The sequence below is a fragment of the Kitasatospora sp. NBC_00070 genome (assembly GCF_045041205.1).
GTDB lineage: Bacteria > Actinomycetota > Actinomycetes > Streptomycetales > Streptomycetaceae > Kitasatospora.
In genome coordinates this window covers 829,378-845,797 of sequence record NZ_CP108247.1, presented here as the reverse complement: position 1 = coordinate 845,797, position 16,420 = coordinate 829,378, and the positions used below count along the sequence as shown (strand labels likewise).

General features: G+C 72.7%; 15 protein-coding genes. 8 read left to right on the top strand and 7 right to left on the bottom strand.

The annotated features are described in order from the left end of the window. The first annotated feature begins 145 nt into the window (after nucleotides 1-145). The 3 genes from OHV05_RS03890 to OHV05_RS03880 all read left to right on the top strand — a co-directional run bounded on the left by OHV05_RS03890 (nucleotide 146) and on the right by OHV05_RS03880 (nucleotide 5,808). Nucleotides 146-1,645 (top strand): glutamate-cysteine ligase family protein, encoded by a 1,500-nt coding sequence (locus tag OHV05_RS03890; protein ID WP_405016347.1) that lies wholly within the window; start codon nucleotides 146-148, stop codon nucleotides 1,643-1,645. Between the two features lie 157 nt (nucleotides 1,646-1,802). After that, a complete protein-coding gene (locus OHV05_RS03885) occupies nucleotides 1,803-4,925 on the top strand; it encodes a phosphocholine-specific phospholipase C (protein ID WP_405016346.1) in 3,123 nt (1,040 codons plus the stop codon). 94 nt (nucleotides 4,926-5,019) lie between these two features. After that, nucleotides 5,020-5,808, top strand: a complete 789-nt coding sequence (locus OHV05_RS03880; RefSeq protein WP_405016345.1) for a CPBP family intramembrane glutamic endopeptidase — start codon at nucleotides 5,020-5,022, stop codon at nucleotides 5,806-5,808. A gap of 7 nt (nucleotides 5,809-5,815) precedes the next feature. On the opposite strand, the gene OHV05_RS03875 is transcribed toward OHV05_RS03880, so the two are convergent. The 6 genes from OHV05_RS03875 to OHV05_RS03850 all read right to left on the bottom strand — a co-directional run bounded on the left by OHV05_RS03875 (nucleotide 5,816) and on the right by OHV05_RS03850 (nucleotide 10,606). Then, nucleotides 5,816-6,334, bottom strand: a complete 519-nt coding sequence (locus tag OHV05_RS03875) for an HAD domain-containing protein (RefSeq protein WP_405016344.1) — start codon at nucleotides 6,332-6,334, stop codon at nucleotides 5,816-5,818. Nucleotides 6,335-6,404: 70 nt separating this feature from the next. Beyond that, the gene (locus tag OHV05_RS03870; RefSeq protein ID WP_405016343.1) at nucleotides 6,405-7,655 is read right to left on the bottom strand and encodes an MFS transporter; all 1,251 of its coding nucleotides are present in this window, start codon (nucleotides 7,653-7,655) and stop codon (nucleotides 6,405-6,407) included. 87 nt (nucleotides 7,656-7,742) lie between these two features. Beyond that, nucleotides 7,743-9,158 carry a sugar porter family MFS transporter gene (locus OHV05_RS03865; RefSeq protein ID WP_405016342.1) on the bottom strand — a complete coding sequence of 472 codons (1,416 nt, stop codon included), beginning with the start codon at nucleotides 9,156-9,158 and terminating at the stop codon, nucleotides 7,743-7,745. Nucleotides 9,159-9,313: 155 nt separating this feature from the next. Beyond that, complete coding sequence (locus OHV05_RS03860; RefSeq protein WP_405016341.1) at nucleotides 9,314-9,511, bottom strand: hypothetical protein; 198 nt, start codon at nucleotides 9,509-9,511, stop codon at nucleotides 9,314-9,316. A gap of 26 nt (nucleotides 9,512-9,537) precedes the next feature. Then, complete coding sequence (locus OHV05_RS03855) at nucleotides 9,538-9,939, bottom strand: FMN-binding negative transcriptional regulator (protein ID WP_405016340.1); 402 nt, start codon at nucleotides 9,937-9,939, stop codon at nucleotides 9,538-9,540. A 10-nt stretch (nucleotides 9,940-9,949) separates the two neighbouring features. Then, entirely contained in the window at nucleotides 9,950-10,606 is a 657-nt protein-coding gene (locus tag OHV05_RS03850; protein ID WP_405016339.1) for a pyridoxamine 5'-phosphate oxidase family protein, read from the bottom strand. A gap of 34 nt (nucleotides 10,607-10,640) precedes the next feature. Here OHV05_RS03850 and OHV05_RS03845 point away from each other — a divergent pair, with 34 nt between their 5' ends. The 3 genes from OHV05_RS03845 to OHV05_RS03835 all read left to right on the top strand — a co-directional run bounded on the left by OHV05_RS03845 (nucleotide 10,641) and on the right by OHV05_RS03835 (nucleotide 13,725). After that, nucleotides 10,641-11,978: an aminotransferase class I/II-fold pyridoxal phosphate-dependent enzyme gene (locus tag OHV05_RS03845; protein ID WP_405016338.1), complete on the top strand. Its 1,338-nt coding sequence runs from the start codon at nucleotides 10,641-10,643 to the stop codon at nucleotides 11,976-11,978. A gap of 250 nt (nucleotides 11,979-12,228) precedes the next feature. After that, complete coding sequence (locus tag OHV05_RS03840; protein ID WP_405016337.1) at nucleotides 12,229-13,344, top strand: GDSL-type esterase/lipase family protein; 1,116 nt, start codon at nucleotides 12,229-12,231, stop codon at nucleotides 13,342-13,344. Nucleotides 13,345-13,494: 150 nt separating this feature from the next. Beyond that, complete coding sequence (locus OHV05_RS03835; protein ID WP_403039883.1) at nucleotides 13,495-13,725, top strand: DUF6458 family protein; 231 nt, start codon at nucleotides 13,495-13,497, stop codon at nucleotides 13,723-13,725. Nucleotides 13,726-13,780: 55 nt separating this feature from the next. Here OHV05_RS03835 and OHV05_RS03830 read toward each other — a convergent pair whose 3' ends face one another. After that, the gene (locus OHV05_RS03830) at nucleotides 13,781-15,139 is read right to left on the bottom strand and encodes an NAD(P)/FAD-dependent oxidoreductase (RefSeq protein ID WP_405016336.1); all 1,359 of its coding nucleotides are present in this window, start codon (nucleotides 15,137-15,139) and stop codon (nucleotides 13,781-13,783) included. 119 nt (nucleotides 15,140-15,258) lie between these two features. Here OHV05_RS03830 and OHV05_RS03825 point away from each other — a divergent pair, with 119 nt between their 5' ends. Beyond that, entirely contained in the window at nucleotides 15,259-16,014 is a 756-nt protein-coding gene (locus OHV05_RS03825; RefSeq protein ID WP_405021381.1) for a HipA family kinase, read from the top strand. Continuing rightward, complete coding sequence (locus tag OHV05_RS03820) at nucleotides 16,011-16,397, top strand: DUF3037 domain-containing protein (protein ID WP_405016335.1); 387 nt, start codon at nucleotides 16,011-16,013, stop codon at nucleotides 16,395-16,397. The genes OHV05_RS03825 and OHV05_RS03820 overlap by 4 nt, the downstream gene beginning before the upstream one ends. Nucleotides 16,398-16,420: the final 23 nt, after the last annotated feature.

The window sequence follows — 16,420 nt, the reverse complement described above, 5'->3', positions numbered from 1 at the left end:
TATCACGTTCGGTGTCCGGTGGCAAGTCGGGAATCAGCTGACGCGCCGTCAACAACCTTGTTCGGCCCCTCTGTTCGGGCTCGCGGCTAGGGATCTTCCGGTGGGGCATGATGCAGGGACGGTCGACCTAGGTGAAGGGGCACCCATGGGCGAGAAGGTCGTGGCTACTCGCGCGGAACTGTCCGATCGGCAGCTGTACCGCCGAAAGCTCCAGTGCTGTCTTGACGCGTTGGACCGGATGCTGCGCGAGGGGCGTTTCGACCGGCCGAAGGCGATGGTGGGCCTGGAGATCGAGCTCAACCTGGCCGACGACCTGGGCCGCCCGGTGATGCGGAACGAGCAGGTGCTGGCCTCGATCGCGTCCGGCGACTTCCAGACCGAGCTGGGCCAGTTCAACATCGAGCTGAACATCGCCGCCCGCCGGCTCACCGGCCACGTGCTGGACGAGCTGCGCGAGGAGATCGACACCGGGCTGCGCTACGCCGACCGGAAGGCCGAGGAGGTCGGCGCGCGGATCGCGATGGTCGGCATCCTGCCGACCCTGGACCTGGACCACACGGGCCTGGACGCGATGTCCCACAACGACCGGTACACCCTGCTCAGCGACCAGATACAGGCCGCCCGCGGCGAGGACATCGCGCTGGACATCGAGGGCGTGGAGCGGCTCACCGTCGAGTCCGTCACGATGGTCGCCGAGGCCGCCGCCACCTCGCTGCAGCTGCACCTGCAGGTCACCCCGGAGCGGTTCGCCCCGGTCTGGAACGCGGCCCAGGCGATCGCCTCGGTGCAGCTCGCGCTCGGGGCCAACTCGCCCTTCCTGTTCGGCCGCGAGCTCTGGCGGGAGACCAGGCCGGTGCTGTTCCAGCAGGCCTGCGACACCCGTTCGGCGGAGCTCAAGGCGCAGGGCGTCCGGCCGATCACCTGGTTCGGCGAGCGCTGGGTGGACTCCGCGCTCGACCTGTTCGCGGAGAACCAGCGGTACTTCCCGCCGCTGCTGCCGATCTGCGACGACGAGGACCCGGTCAAGGTGCTGGCCTCCGGCGGCATCCCGAAACTGGCCGAGATGCGCCTGCACAACGGGACCATCTACCGCTGGAACCGCCCGGTGTACGACGTCTCCGGCGGCGTCCCGCACCTGCGGGTGGAGAACCGCTGCCTGCCCGCCGGGCCGACCGTGGTCGACACCCTGGCCAACGCCGCGTTCTACTACGGCCTGGTCCGGGTGCTGGCCGAGCAGCCCCGGCCGATCTGGACCAGGCTGCCGTTCGCCCAGGCCGACCAGAACTTCCACACCGCCGCCCGGTACGGCATCGACGCGGTGCTGCAGTGGCCGAAGCCGGGCCGGGGCGCCCGGGGCACCGTCCCGGTGGCCGCCACCGAGCTGGTGCTGAACGAGCTGCTCCCGATGGCCCGTCAGGGGCTGGACGAGTGGGGGATCGAGCCCGGCGACCGGGACCGCTACCTCGGCATCATCGAGCAGCGCTGCCTGCGCCGCACCAACGGGGCCTCCTGGCAGGCCGCCACGGTGCACGTGCTGCGCGAGCGGTACGGGATGGACCGCTCCTCGGCGATCGCCGCGATGACCCGGCGCTACCTGGAGCACATGCGCGGCGGCGAGCCCGTGCACACCTGGCCGGTGGGCTGACGGGCCGGCAGGTTGTCCAGACCATCGGGCAAGTTGTACGAACAACCTGCGGTCATCGGGCCGCAACGTGATCACTGCTGCGTGTACATCTGGGGCAACTAGACATAGCGGGTCCGGGCCGAACAGTGGCCCTGTGCTGTGAACGAGGAGCACCCCGATGAGTCCCGAAGTCTCACGCCGCACCCTGCTCGGCGGCGCCGCCGCGGCCGCCGTGCTGTCCGCCCTGCCGCTCAGCGTCCGGGAGGCGCTGGCCGCCCCCGCCAAGCCGGGGCGGCTGACGGACATTCAGCACGTGGTGGTGCTGATGCAGGAGAACCGGTCGTTCGACCACTACTTCGGCACCCTGCCCGGAGTGCGCGGCTTCGGTGACCGCACCGCCGTGCGCGGGGTGACCGGCCGCTCGGTGTTCCACCAGCCGGACCCGTCCCGGAAGGATGGGCACCTGCTGCCGTTCGCGATGAACGCCGCGCACACCAGCGCGTACCAGCAGGGCGCCCCCGCCTTCGGCTTCGTCGACTCGATGAAGGCGTGGAACGACGGCCTGGCCGACGGCGGGGTCTCCCGGCGCTCCTCCGGCTGGCTCGGCCAGGGTTACTACGAGCCGGCCGACATGCCGTTCTACAACGCGATCGCCTCGGTCTTCACCACCTGCGACCACTACTTCGCCTCGGTGCAGTGCAACACCAACACCAATCGCGACCACTTCATGACCGGCACCAGCGGCGGCACGGTGCGGGACGTGCCGGTGACCGACAACAGCTACGTCCCCGGCGGCTACGAGTGGACCACCTACGCCGAGCGGCTGGAGCGGGCCGGGATCAGCTGGCGGACCTACCAGGCGCTGGACAACTACGACGACAACGCGCTGGCCTGGTTCGCCCCCTTCCAGCAGGCCAAGCCGGGTGAGTCGCTGTACGAGCGCGGCATGCGGATGGTCGGCGACCCGGCGAAGAAGAACGACCCGTTCGCGATGGGCGACGCGCTGGTGGAGGCGTTCACCGCCGACGTGCAGGCCGACAAGCTGCCGCAGGTCTCCTGGCTGGTGGCCCCGGCCGCGCTCTCCGAGCACGCCAACTACGCGCCGCCGAACGGCGAGCACCTGACCGCCCGGCTGCTCTCCGCGCTGGCCGCCAAGCCCGAGGTCTGGGCCAAGACCGTCTTCATCCTCAACTACGACGAGCACGGCGGCTTCTCCGACCACCTGCTGCCCCCGGTGCCGCCGCTGGCGGCCGGGCGCGGCGGCTCCACCGTGCCGGTGGACGGCGAGGTGGTGGTCCGGGTCGGCAAGGGCAGCGCCACCTACCACCGGGTGGTCGGCCAGGACGGCCGGTACCGGGTGAAGGCCGCCGACGGCTCGCTCGGCTGGTCCGACACCCTGCCGGTCGGCGAGACCCTGGTCTCGGGCCCGTACCCGATGGGTCTGGGCGTCCGGGTGCCGATGGTGGTGGTGTCGCCGTGGACCCGGGGCGGGGTGGTGGACTCCACCGTCTACGACCACACCTCGGTGCTCCGCTTCCTGGAGCAGCGGTTCGGCGTCGCCGAGCCCAACATCAGCCCCTGGCGGCGGGCCGTCACCGGTGACCTGACCTCGGTCTTCGACTTCTCCGGCCGCGACCCGGTCTGGCCGCAGCTGCCCGACACCAGCGGCAACCGGCAGAAGGTCACCGACACCGGCAAGCTGCCCGCCCCGACCGTGCCCAGCCCACAGCTGCTGCCCCGGCAGCAGGCGGGCACCCGCACCGCCCGGCCGAACCCGTACGTGCTGCGCCTCAAGCCGCAGGTGAGGGGTGGTCAGCTGACGCTGGAGCTGGCCAACCAGGGCAGGCAGGGTGCGGTGTTCGCCGCCTACCCGGCGCCCGGCACGCCGCCCCGGCACTACACGGTGGCCGCCAAGGACCGGCTCTCCGACAGCTGGGCGATCGGCCCGGAGGGCTACGACCTGCGGGTGCACGGCCCGAACGGCGCGCACTGGCACCTGCGCGGCGACGCCGCCGGGGCGTACGAGGTGGAGCTGTTCCCGGAGTCCGGCGCCGAGCGGGTGCTGGAGTTCCACCTGATCAACCGTTCGAAGAGCCCGCAGACCTTCCTGATCGGCGACCTGGCGTACGGCGGCGGGGTGCAGGAGGTCCGGATCACCGGGCAGGACACCCGGCCGGTCCGGGTCAAGGTCAACCGGGAGGGCTGGTACGACCTGGCGGTCTCGGTGCAGGGCGACCTGACGTTCCGTCGGCGCTACGCCGGGCGGATGCCCGGGCAGGAGCAGGGGGTGACCGACCCGGCGATGGGCCTGGCCGACGCGCTCGCGCTGGACGTGACGCTGGGCGCGGCCTCGGCCACCGTCGACGAGGCGATCCTGCTCCCGGGCCGCCCGGCCCGGGTGACCGCCCGGTTCACCGCCACCACCGCGCTGTCGGGCCTCGAAGCCCAGCCGGTGCTGCCGCCGGGCTGGACCGCGCAGGTGGTCACCGCGCCGCCGGCCGCGCTGGCCGAGGGCGCCGGCGCCACCGCCGAGTGGGAGGTCCAGCCGCCCGCCGTACTGCCGGACGGGGCCGCGCACCGGATCCTGGTCACCGCCCGGGCCAGGTCCGGTCAGCGCTTCGTGCTCGCCGACGGTGAACTGGCCGTCCGGACCGCGCCCGTGATGGCCGGTCACCTGCTGGGCGAGGACTTCGAGTCGCTGGCCCCGCTGCTCCAGCCGGTCGGCACCGTCTCCGGCTGGACCGCCCAGGCGCCGCAGGGCTGGTCGGTGCTGAACGCGGCCGGCATGCCGCAGGGCACCGCCCGGCTGCAGGGCTGGACCTTCCACACCAAGCGGGCCTGGTCCAACCCGGCCGGGCAGGACCGGGGCGCCTTCACCCGGGGCCTGGGCATCCTGGCGGTGGCCGACCCGGACGACTGGGACGACACCGGCGCACCGTCGGCCAAGGGCAAGTTCGACTCCACCCTGGTCTCGCCCGCCGTGCCGATCCCGGCCGGGGTCTCCACGCTGTACCTGGCCTTCGACTCGCACTACCGGCAGGAGGCCCCGCAGAAGGCCGCCGTGACGGCCGTCTTCGACACCGCGCAGGAGACCCGGTTGGTGTTCTACAGCTCGGACGCGACCGGGAACGACAACGCCGGCAAGGACGCCCAGAACAGCTTCGTGACCCGGCAGTTCGCCGTCCCGGCGGGTGCCCGCGCGGTGACGCTGAAGTTCCGGATGTACGACGCGGGCAACAACTGGTTCTGGGCGGTCGACCATGTCCGCCTGGACAGTGCGCCGATCAAGACCGACCGGTAGTCGGTCGGTCTCCGGGCTGAACCGCCCTCAGATAGGTGTGCGAGGATGATCGGCCCGGCGCACCGCCGGGCCGATCGTCGTTGTGGGAGACCAGGTGACCACCGTTTCGACCCCGCCCGGGACCGCCGGGATCTCGCGGCGGCTGCTCGGGATCGAGCTGCTGGTGGTGCTCGGGCTCTCGTTCGGGATGAGCGGCCTGGGCGCGCTGATCAGCTTCCTGGGCTCGGTCACCGAGCCCGCGCAGCTGGCCAAGCAGGTGGCCACCCTGAACGGCTCGCGCGCGCCCGGCCGCCCGTGGCTGGACCTGGCCTGGCAGCTCTACTACATCGCGCGCGGCCTGATGCCCGTCGCCCTGGTCGGCTACCTGCTGCTGCGCGAGGGCGCCTCGCTGCGGGTGCTCGGCTTCGACCTCCGACAGAAGTGGCGCGACCTGGGCCGGGGCACGGCGGTGGCCGCCGCGATCGGCGGTACCGGCCTGCTGTTCTACCTCGCCTCGCAGGCGGCCGGGTTCAACCTGACCGTGGCCCCGTCCGGACTGCCGGACGTCTGGTGGCGGGTCCCGGTGCTGATCTGCTCGGCCTGGGAGAACTCGATCGCCGAAGAGGTGATCGTGCTCGGCTTCCTGCTCCGGCGGCTCGGTCAGCTGGGCTGGGGCTGGCCCGCGATCGTGGTCACCAGTTCGGTGCTGCGCGGCTCGTACCACCTGTACCAGGGCATCGGCGGGCTGATCGGCAACCTGGTGATGGGCGTGGTGTTCTGCCTGCTGTACCGCCGCTGGGGCCGGGTGATGCCGCTGGTGGTGGCGCACGCCCTGATCGACACGGTGGCCTTCGTGGGGTACGCCCTGCTGGCCGGCCACGTGAGCTGGCTGCCGACCGGCTGACGGTCGGTCAGGCACAGTTCTGCCCCAGCCGTCCGGCGGCGGGTGGCCGTTGCAGCAGGCGGTCGACGTGGTGGCGCTGCAGGCCCTGCCCCGGCTCGACCGGCAGCAGCAGCCGGTCCCGGCGGAGCAGCGAGCGGCGCAGCAGGCTGCCCGGGATCACGTCGTCCACCCAGGCGAACGGGCGGCCGTCGGCGTACCGGAGCAGCGGGGCCCACTTGTGCGCGGCGATCAGGTCGAGCACCGGGACCTTCGGGTCGTCCGGCTGCGGCACGTAGCCGGAGAACCTGACCACCGGGAGGCGGGGCAGGCCGAGCGCCGGGGCGATGTGCAGGTTCGCGTGGTCCTCCCAGGTGGTCGCCCAGCAGAGTTCGTACGTGCCGGCCAGCTCGCGCAGCCAGCCGGCGTGCCGGGCCGAGAGCAGCACGGCGTAGCCGAGCAGGGTGTGCGAGTCGAAGCCCGCGTCGGGGTGCGGGCAGACCGGGTTGAGGACCCCGTCGACGTCCAGGAACAGCAGCGGCTTTGGCACTTGGCTCCCCCCAAGGTGACACCGTTGTCACATGGTCGGACGAACGAATCGGGGAGACGGTTGCCCGATGTCACCCGGAAGTGACGGTTTCCCGTTCCGGTACGACCTCGGGGGCGGCCCGGCGGAGGCGGCGGACCTGGGGCTCGGCCAGCACCAGCAGGGCGAGCAGGGCGATCAGTGCCGTACAGGTCCAGAGCGCGCCCCGCATGCCGAGGACCAGGGCGAGCGGGCCGGCCGCGGCGGTGCCGAGCGGCATCAAGCCGATCGAGCCGAAGTGGTCGTAGGCGGCGACCCGGGAGAACAGCTCGGGCGGGATCTCCTGCTGGAGCGCGACCATCCAGTTCACGCCGAAGACGGTGATGCCCGCTCCGCTGAGGAACATCGCGGCGGCGAGTACGGGCAGCGGGGCGCCGGCGGCCAGCGCGGCGGCGGGCAGTGCGAACAGGAAGACGCCGTGGTTGCCGACCAGCAGGATGCGCTGCGGCTGCCAACGGACCATCAGCGGGCCGGTGGCCAGCAGCCCGAGGCCGAAGGCGGCCAGCGCCAGGCCCCAGGCGTCCGCGCCGCCGAGCCGCTCCTTGGCGACCACCGGGCCGTACACCGACTCGACCGCGCCGAGCGCCGCCATCACCACGCTGAACTGGAGCACCACCGCCCAGAGCCAGCGGCGGCCGGCGAACTCCCGCCAGCCCTCCCGGAGATCGGCCAGCAGCCCGGCGCCGTCGGTGGGGCGGACCGGGGCGTCCAGGTCGAGCAGCAGCCGCAGGGCGGCGGCGGCGAGGAAGGTGCCGGCGTCGATCGCCAGCACCCAGCCCGGGCCGACCGCCGCGACCAGTGCGCCGCCGAGCGCCGCACCGCCGATCTGGGCGCCGTTCAGCGCCATCCGGAAGACCGCGAAGGCGCGGGCCGAGTGCTCCCTGGCCACCGACTCCATGATCATGCCCTCGGCGGCCGGGGCGTAGAAGGCGTGGCCGACACCGCCGGCCGCCGAGAGCAGCAGCAGGTGCCAGAGGCCGGCCGTACCGGTCAGCACCAGGACGGCCAGCGCCGCCTGGGAGAGCGAGCTGAACAGGTTGGCGGCGACCATCACGTGGTGCCGGGGGAGCCGGTCGGCCAGCGCCCCGCCGAGCAGGAGCAGCAGCACCATCGGGACGATCCGGGCCGCCGTCACGTAGCCGACCTCGGTGACCGTGCCGCCGAGCGCGAGCACGGCGAACGCGGTGGCGATCGGGGCACCCGAGGTGCCGATCCCGCTGATGACGGTGGCGGTGGTCTGGACCCGGTAGTTGCGGCCGGCCCAGGGGAATCGGGTGCTGTTCATCCGGTGACTATCGCGGGGCCCGCGGACGGTGTCATCCGATTAACGGGACGGGGCGGGGCGCCGGCGCCCCGCCCCGCTGACGGGCGGTCAGCCCATCTCCTCCAGGCTCCGGCCCTTGGTCTCCTTGATGCAGTACGCCACGAAGGGGATCGAGAGCAGCGCGAAGACCGTGTAGATGACGTAGGTGGCGGAGAGGTTCCAGTCCGAGAGGTCCGGGAAGGTGACGGTGATCGCCCAGTTGGCGATCCACTGGGCCGAGGCCGCCACCGAGAGGGCGAGGGCGCGGATCTTGTTGGGGAACATCTCGCCGAGCAGCACCCAGACCACCACGCCCCAGGAGAAGGCGAAGCAGAACACGAAGACGTGCGCGGCGACCAGCGCGATGGTGGCGTGGGTGTCGTCCAGGGTGGCGGTGTCGCCGGTGCCGTGCCGGAAGGAGAACGCCCAGGCGGCGGTGGCCAGTGCGGCGGCCATGCCGGCCGAACCGGCCAGCGCCAGCGGCTTGCGGCCGATCCGGTCCACCAGGGCGATCGCGATCACCGTGCCGACCACGTTGACGACCGAGGTGGAGAGGCTGATCAGCAGCGAGTTGGACTCGTCGATGCCGACCGACTGCCAGAGGAAGGAGGAGTAGTAGAAGATCACGTTGATGCCGACGAACTGCTGGAACACCGAGGCGCCGATGCCGATCCAGACGATCGGCAGCAGGCCGAACCGGCCGCCGAGCAGGTCCTTGAGCCGGGGCTTGTGCGAGGTGTCCAGCACGGAGCGGATCTCGGCCACCCGGGCGTCCAGGTCGATGCCGTCGCCCTCGACCTCGAGCAGCACCTTGCGGGCCTGCTCCTCCCGGCGGTTGGCGATCAGGAAGCGCGGCGACTCGGGGATGGCCAGCGCCATCACGCCGTACACCAGGGCCGGGACGGTCTCCACGCCGAGCATCCACTGCCACGCCTGGATGCCGCCGAGGTGCCCGGTGGAGGTGCCGCCGGCCGCCTCGTTGAGCGCCCAGTTGGCGAGTTGGGAGACGGTGATGCCGAGCACGATGGCGAGCTGCTGGAAGGAGGCCAGCCGGCCGCGGTAGGCGGTCGGGGCGACCTCGGCGATGTAGGTGGGGGCGATCACCGAGGCGATGCCGATCGCGATGCCGCCGATCACCCGCCACAGGCCCAGCATCTCGATGCTGGGCGGGAACATCGAGCCGACGCCGCTGATCGCGAACAGCGTCGCGGCCAGCAGCATCGTCCGGACCCGGCCGAGGTGGTCGGCCAGCCGCCCGGCCAGCACCGCGCCGACCGCCGAGCCGAGCAGGGCGATCGCCACCACGAAGGCGGTCTCGCCGTTGCCGACCGCGAAGTGGCTCTGGATGCCGGTCACCGCACCGTTGATCACGGCGCTGTCGTAGCCGAACAGGAAGCCGCCCATGGCGGCGGCCGCCGAGATGAAGACCACGTGGCCCAGATGGGCCTGATGATCGGCGGGCTGGACCGGAGAGCCGGTGGACACGACGCGCTCCTGGGGTTCGACGGCCAGCAGCGCGGCCGATTGGAAAGGATTTGTCCCTTATTCCACCAGTCGGCCGGTCAAAACACCCGCTCTGCCGTTGATCTGACGAGATGTCGTATCCGCCGACCACCCGTCCGGCCGCACCCGACGGGGCGTCAGCCCAGCGGGCAGCCCGCCCGCCGGGCGTTGCGCCGCAGCAGCTGCGCCCTGGCCCCCGCGTCCCGCCCGGTGCCGCGCTCGGCCAGCCGGTCGGCGAAGCCGGCCTGCTGCCCGATCGGCTTCTTGTCGTCGTACTTGAACTTGGCGTCCACCCGGTCGATGGTGAGCCGCATGCCCCGGATGCCGGCGAGCATGCCCCCGTACGGCTCCTGACCCGGCGTCACCGGCGAGCCCCCGGGCCAGTCGGGCTCGAAGTGGGCGAGCTGGCGTTCACGGCCTTGCCTGCCGCGTCCTCGACCACCGTCGCGGTGGCGGAGAAGTGCACCGAGGCGTAGTAGCTGGTCGGTACGTACGGCTCGGCCCGCCAGGCCCCGGCGGCGAAGGCGTAGTCGTCGGTGACCGCCAGGGTGACCCGAGGGTCGGCCCGGATCGCGGCCCAGACCGGGTTGGGGGCGCCGAGGTGCAGCACGATCTCGTCGCCGGTCAGCAGGAAGTGGGTCGGCACCAGGACCGGGCCCCGGCCCTCGGTGCCGTTGGCGGCCAGCAGCCCGAAGTCACGGCCGTCGGCCAGCCACCCGCGCCACTCGGCCTCGGTGCCGCGGTCCCAGGAACGGATCAGCACGGTGGCCTCCTCAGCGCCGGAAGTCCTGCAGGTGCGCGGGCAGCGGCACGGTGGTGCTCGCGTCCGGCTCCGGGGCGCCGTGTACGGTGCGGACCGGGACCACGCCGGCCCAGTACGGCAGGTCGAGGTCCTCCTCGTCGTCGTCCGCGCCGTCCGCCCTGGTCTTGGCCGAGACCTCGTCGAGCACCAGCCGGACCACGGCGGTCCTGGCCAGCTCCTTGGCGTTCGGCCGGCGGACCTCGCCGGAGCGGCCGGGGACGCAGTGGTCGACCAGCGCGTCCAGCGCCACCGCCAGCTCCTCGGGGTCGGTCACCTGCCGGGCGATGCCCTGGGCCACCACGGAGCGGAAGTTGACGGAGTGGTTGAAGGCGGATTTGGTCAGCACCAGTCCGTCGACCAGAGTGACGGTGACGCAGACCGGCATGCCCGGGTCCGCCGCGCCGCGCATCGGGCGGCTGCCGGTGGAGCCGTGCACGTAGAGGCGGTCGCCGACCCGGGCGAAGATGGTCGGCAGTACCACCGGGGTACCGTCGGCGACGAAGCCGAGGTGGCAGACGTACGCCGCGTCCAGGATGGCGTGGATCGCGTCCCGCTCCCAGGTGGCGCGGTCGCGGTAGCGGGTCGGGGTGGTGCGCGCGTTCCGGGTGTACGAAGCCGTGTCCGACATGACAACCTCTATGTACTAGTGCATACTCGTCTTTGTGCTAGGAGAGTATCTGATCAAAGGTCGCCGTGCCAGTGAGATCGCCGCCGACATCGAGGAGTCCGTCAGCTCGGGCCGGCTGCCGCCGGGGGCGGCGCTGCCGCCGCTGCGCGACCTGGCGGCCGAGCTCGGGGTGAACCCCAACACGGTGGCCGCCGCCTACCGGCTGCTGCGCGACCGGGGCGTGATCGAGACCGCTGGGCGCCGCGGCAGTCGGGTGCTGCCCCGGCCGGTCACCAGCCCGCGGGACCTGCTGCCGACCCCGGTCCCGCCCGGTGCCAGGAACCTCGCCGACGGCAACCCCGATCCGGCCCTGCTGCCCGCGCTGGGCCCCGCCGTGGCCCGCGCGGCCGCCACCGGCGACGCGGACCCGGTGCTGTACGGGCACGCCGTCGCCGACCCCGAGCTGCTCGCGTCGGCCCGGGCGGGCTTCCTGGCCGACGGCGTCCCCGACGGCGCGCTCGCGGTCTGCTCCGGCGCCCTGGACACCATCGGACGGTTGCTCAACTCCGCGCTGCGGCCCGGTGATCCGGTGGCCGTGGAGGACCCGGGCTGGGGCAGCCTGCTGGACCAGCTGCCCGCGCTCGGGCTGCGCCCGGCCCCCGTCCGGCTGGACGACGAGGGCCCGCTGCCCGAGTCGCTGGCCGCCGCGCTGGCCGCCGGTGCCCGGGCCGTGGTGATCACCGTCCGGGCGCAGAATCCGACCGGCGCCGCGATCACCCCCGCCCGGGCGGCCGAGCTCCGGGTGGTGCTGGCCCGGTACCCCGGCACGCTGGTGATCGAGGACGACCACGGGCACGGCATCGTGGACCAGCCCTACCAGGCGCTGGCCACCGCCGACACCCCGCACTGGGCGGTGGTCCGCTCGGCGGCGAAGGCGTACGGTCCCGACCTGCGGGTCGCCGTGGTGACCGGGGACGAGACCACCATCGGGCGGGTGCTGGGCCGTCAGCGGCTGGACAGCGGCTGGGTCAGCCTGCTGCTCCAGCGCACCGTGGCGGAGCTCTGGCGCACCGACGCGGCTCCGGTCGCGACGGTGGCGGGCGTCTACCGGGCCCGCCGGGAGGCGGTGCTGACCGCGCTGGCCGGGCACGGCGTCACCGCGCACGGCGCCAGCGGGCTGAACGTCTGGGTGCCCGTGCCCGAGGAGTCCGGCGTGCTCGCCGGGCTGGCCCAGCGGGGCTGGGTGGCGGCGCCCGGCGCCCGGTTCCGCCTGCAGTCGCCACCGGCCGTCCGGCTCACGGTGGCCACCCTCCCGGCCGAGCTGGCCCCGGCGCTGGCGGCCGACCTGGCAGCGGTGCTGCTCCCGGCCCGGGCGGGCTCCCGGCTGACCTGACGGCGGCGGGCGCGGGAGCCGTGCACCGGGTGTGGTCGAGCCGTCACCCGGCACAGGTCGTGGAAGAAACTCCGGTCGGATACCTAGCGGTAACAACGGTGGGCATGTCACATTCATCGCGCCACCGGCCGGCGGCCCACCCTCACCCGCGCCTTCCGACCCCACTCATCGGGAGGCCGTTCGCAGGAGTTTCGCCGTGCTCGAAAGCTGTCGAAGCGTCACCCGCCGTGTCACCGGAAGAGCCGTCACCGTGCTGGCCGCAGCCGCGCTGACCGCCCCGCTGCTGGCCCTGGCCACCCCCGCCCAGGCCGCCACGGGCCCGACCGCCAGCGTCACGCTGGGGGACAGTTACATCTCCGGCGAGGCCGGGCGCTGGAAGGGCAACAGCCTCACCACCTCGGGCAGCCGGGCCGGTACCGACCGGGCCTGGACCGGGAGTTCGTACGATCCGAGCCGGGCCTACGGCAGCAGCTACGCGAACGGGTGCGACCGTTCGGACGTGGCCGAGGTGCGCAGCGCCACCGGCATCGCCCAGACCCAGATCAACCTGGCCTGCTCGGGCGCGGTCAGCGCCAACGTGTTCCGGGCGAGCAACGGCGGCCAGTCCTACAAGGGCGAGCTGCCGCAGGCCGACCAGCTGGCCGCCGTCGCGGCCGCCAACGACGTCAAGCTGATCACGCTGTCGATCGGCGGCAACGACCTCGGCTTCGCCGACGTGATCGAGACCTGCGTCAAGGACTACCTGATCTGGTACTCGTACTGCTACGACGACCAGCAGGAGGCGGTCAACTCCCGGATGCCCGCCGCGATGGCGGGCGTCGGCAAGTCGATCGACGAGATCCGCGCGGTGATGACGGCGGCCGGCTACTCGTCCTCCTCGTACCGGATCGTGCTGCAGTCCTACCCCTCGCCGATCCCGCGCGGTGCGGACATGCGCTACCCCGAGAGCGGCTGGAGCCGCGCCGACACCGGCGGCTGCCCGTTCTGGAACGGTGACGCGGACTGGGCCCGGAACACCCTGGTGCCGCAGATCTCCAACGAGCTGGGCAAGGTCGCCAAGGCGAAGGGCGTGCAGTTCCTGGACCTGCGCGACATGATGGCCGGCCGCGAGGTCTGCTCCAAGGCCACCAAGCAGGCCACCTCGAGCAGCGCGCCGAGCGCCACCACCAGCGAGTGGGCCCGGTTCGTGGACGCCGGTCTGAGCGCCTCGCAGGGCGACGTCCGGGAGTCGATGCACCCGAACTACTACGGTCAGCTCGCCCTCGGCCGCTGCCTCGCGCTGGTCTGGGCCAAGCCCACCGGCGACCAGTCCTGCCGCAACACCGCCGGTCAGGACGCCGCCGGGATGTACCTGGTCGCCAAGTAGCCCACCACTCAACACCCGCTCCGGGCACGGCCGTTGCTCAACGGCCGGACCCGGAGCCGCTCGGCCCGGGTGAGCGGTCAAGAAGCGGGTAGACGCTCCGGCGGTGCCGTGCCGGGAGGGTGCGGTGCCGTGCTTCGGAGGGAGAAGCCGATGGGTATCGGTGGTTGCATCGGTCTGTTCGCACTGGGTGCGATCCTGACCTTCGGCGTGGACTGGCAACTGTCCGGCGTCAACCTGGACATGGTCGGCGTGATCCTGATGATCGCGGGCCTGCTCGGTCTGGTCGTGTACGCCAGGGTCTACCGGCGGCGCCGCCTGCTCGGCGGCCGCTCGGTGGAGGCCCCGGTGGTGCAGGAGCGCCGCTACTACGACGAGATCTGACGGACCGACGCTCCCGCCCGGACCCCGGGCGGGAGCGTCGTCCTGCGGGTCGTTCTCAGCCCTTGGCCAGCAGGGCCTGGGCGTGCTCGCGGACCTGATCCTTGGTCAGGTAGGCGTCGGTGTACTCGAAGTCGCGCAGCCGGGCGGGCTGCCGGGCGAGGAAGCCGGTGCGGACGAAGTCGTCCCCGGCGGTGGCGTTCAGCACCCAGTTGGCGCCGACCCGGAACTTCGCGGCGTTCGAGCGCATCGCCATGATGTGGTAGCCGCGGGCCACCAACTGGGCGGGCACGCCCTTGAGTTCGATGCCGAGTGGCTTGGAGACGGCGTCCTTGCCGCCGAGGTCCACCACCAGCCCGAGGTCCTTGTGGTAGTACGGCTCCAGCGGCTGGTTGCGCAGCGCGGCCACCACGTTGTCGGCCACCGCCTTGCCCTGCCGTGCGGAGTGCTGGGCGGTCGGCGGGCAGACCGCGCCGTCGCCCTTGGCCAGGTCAGGCACGGCCGCCGCGTCGCCGAGCGCGTAGACGCCCTCGAACTGCGGGATCCGCATCTCGGCGGTGACCGCGACCCGGCCCCGGACGGTCTCCGCGTCCAGGGTGCCGATCAGCGGGCTGGCCGCCACCCCGGCGGTCCAGATCAGGGTCCGGCTGGGAAGCACCCGGCCGTCGGTGAACTTGACCGTCTCGGCGCCGACTTCGGCCACCGAGACGCCGAGCGAGACCTCCACGCCGCGGGCCCGTAGCACTTGGAGCGCGGTGGTGCCGAGCTTGTCGCCCAGCTCGGGCATCAGCTTCGGCGCGATGTCGATCAGGTGCCACTTGATCAGGCGCGGGTCCAGCCGGGGGTAGCGCTTGCTGGCTGCGGTGGTCAGCCGCTGCAGGCAGGCCGCCGTCTCGGTGCCGGCGTAGCCGCCGCCGACCACCACGAACTGCAGCCGGGACTCCCGCTCGTGCTGGTCCAGGGTGGCCGAGGCCAGGTCGAGCTGGGCGATCACGTGGTCGCGGACGTAGGTCGCCTCGGCCAGTGTCTTCATCCCCCGGGCGTAGTCGGGCAGCCCGGGGATGTCGAAGGTCCGGGTCACGCTGCCGGGGGCGAGCACCAGTTGGTCGTACCGCTCCGCCACCACCTCGTCGGTGATCTTGCGGACCACGCAGACCTTGGAGCGCGGGTCCACCCCGATCGCCCCGCCCGGCAGGATGTGGGTCCGGCGCAGCGTGCGGCGCAGCGAGATCGCCACCGACTGCGGGGTGAGCACCCCGGCGGCGACGTGCGGCAGCAGCGGCAGGTAGAGCTGGTAGTTGAACGGCGTGACCAGGGTGATCTCCGCCTCGGAGGGGGCGAGCTTGCGCTCCAGTCGGCGCGCGCACTCCAGACCGGCGAAACCGCCGCCGACGATCAGGATTCGAGGTCGTGCCATCGTCCATCCCTTACCTGTGCTGGGGTCGAGCCGTCCTTCGAACACGGGGGGCACCTGTTCGCCACCCTCGCACGGGGTGTGACGGTCTGCCACCGGACCGCTGGAGCTAGGGTGGCGTGGTGCTCCCAGAGGTGACGGCGGTCCGGTACGTGACGCCACTCAGAGAAGGCGGCTCGATGCCGGGCCTGGTCGAGGCCGACGACCATCGGCTGTACGTGCTCAAGTGGTCCGGTGCGGCCCAGGGCCGGAAGGCGCTGGTCGCCGAGGTGCTGGCGGGGGAGCTGGGGCGCGGCCTCGGGCTCCCGGTGCCCGAGCTGGTCCGGCTGGACCTGGACCCGGTGCTGGCCAGGAGCGAGCCCGAGGTGCAGATCCAGGAGCAGATCAGGGCCAGCGGCGGGGTGAACCTCGGGATGGCGTTCGTCAGCGGGGCGCTCAACTTCGACCCGCTCTGCTTCGAGGTGGACCCCGGACTCGCCGGGCGGGTGCTCTGGTTCGACGCGCTGATCGGCAACGTCGACCGGTCCTGGCGCAACCCCAACCTGCTGGTCGCCACCGGCGGCCTGCGGCTGATCGACCACGGCGCCAGCCTGATCTTCCATCACCACTGGCCCGGGGCGGCGAACTGGGTGAGCCGGCCGTACGACGCCGGTGACCACGCGCTGCTGCGCGCGGCGCCCGACCTGAAGGCGGCCGACGAGGCGCTCGCCCCGTCGGCGGAGGCGGCAGTGGCGAAGGCGGTGGCGGCGGTCCCGGACGAGTGGCTGACCGACGAGCCGGGCTTCGACACCCCGGCGGACGTCCGGGCGGCGTACCTGGAGCAGCTGACCGCCCGGCTGGCCGGACGGCACGGCTGGCTCCCGGAGGTGGCGGCGTGACGGCGGTGCGGCACGACTACGAGTACGCGGTGATCCGGGCGGTGCCCCGGGTCGAGCGCGGCGAGTGCATCAACATCGGGGTGCTGCTGTACTGCCGGCAGACCGCCCACCTGGCGGCCAGGACGCACCTGGACCAGGCCAGGCTGCTGGCGCTGGACCCGGTGGCGGACGTGGCCGGGGTCCGGCGCGCGCTGTACGGGATCGAGGCGGTCTGCGCGGGCGGCGACCAGGCGGGTCCGGCGGCGGGGGACAGCCCGGGGCAGCGGTTCCGCTGGCTGACCGCGCCGCGCAGCGCGGTGGTCCAGCCGGGGCCGGTGCACACCGGGCTGACCGCCGACCCGGAGGCCGAGCTGCGCCGGCTGTTCGAGCAGCTGGTGCTCTGACCGGGGCGCCGGACGACCCTTGA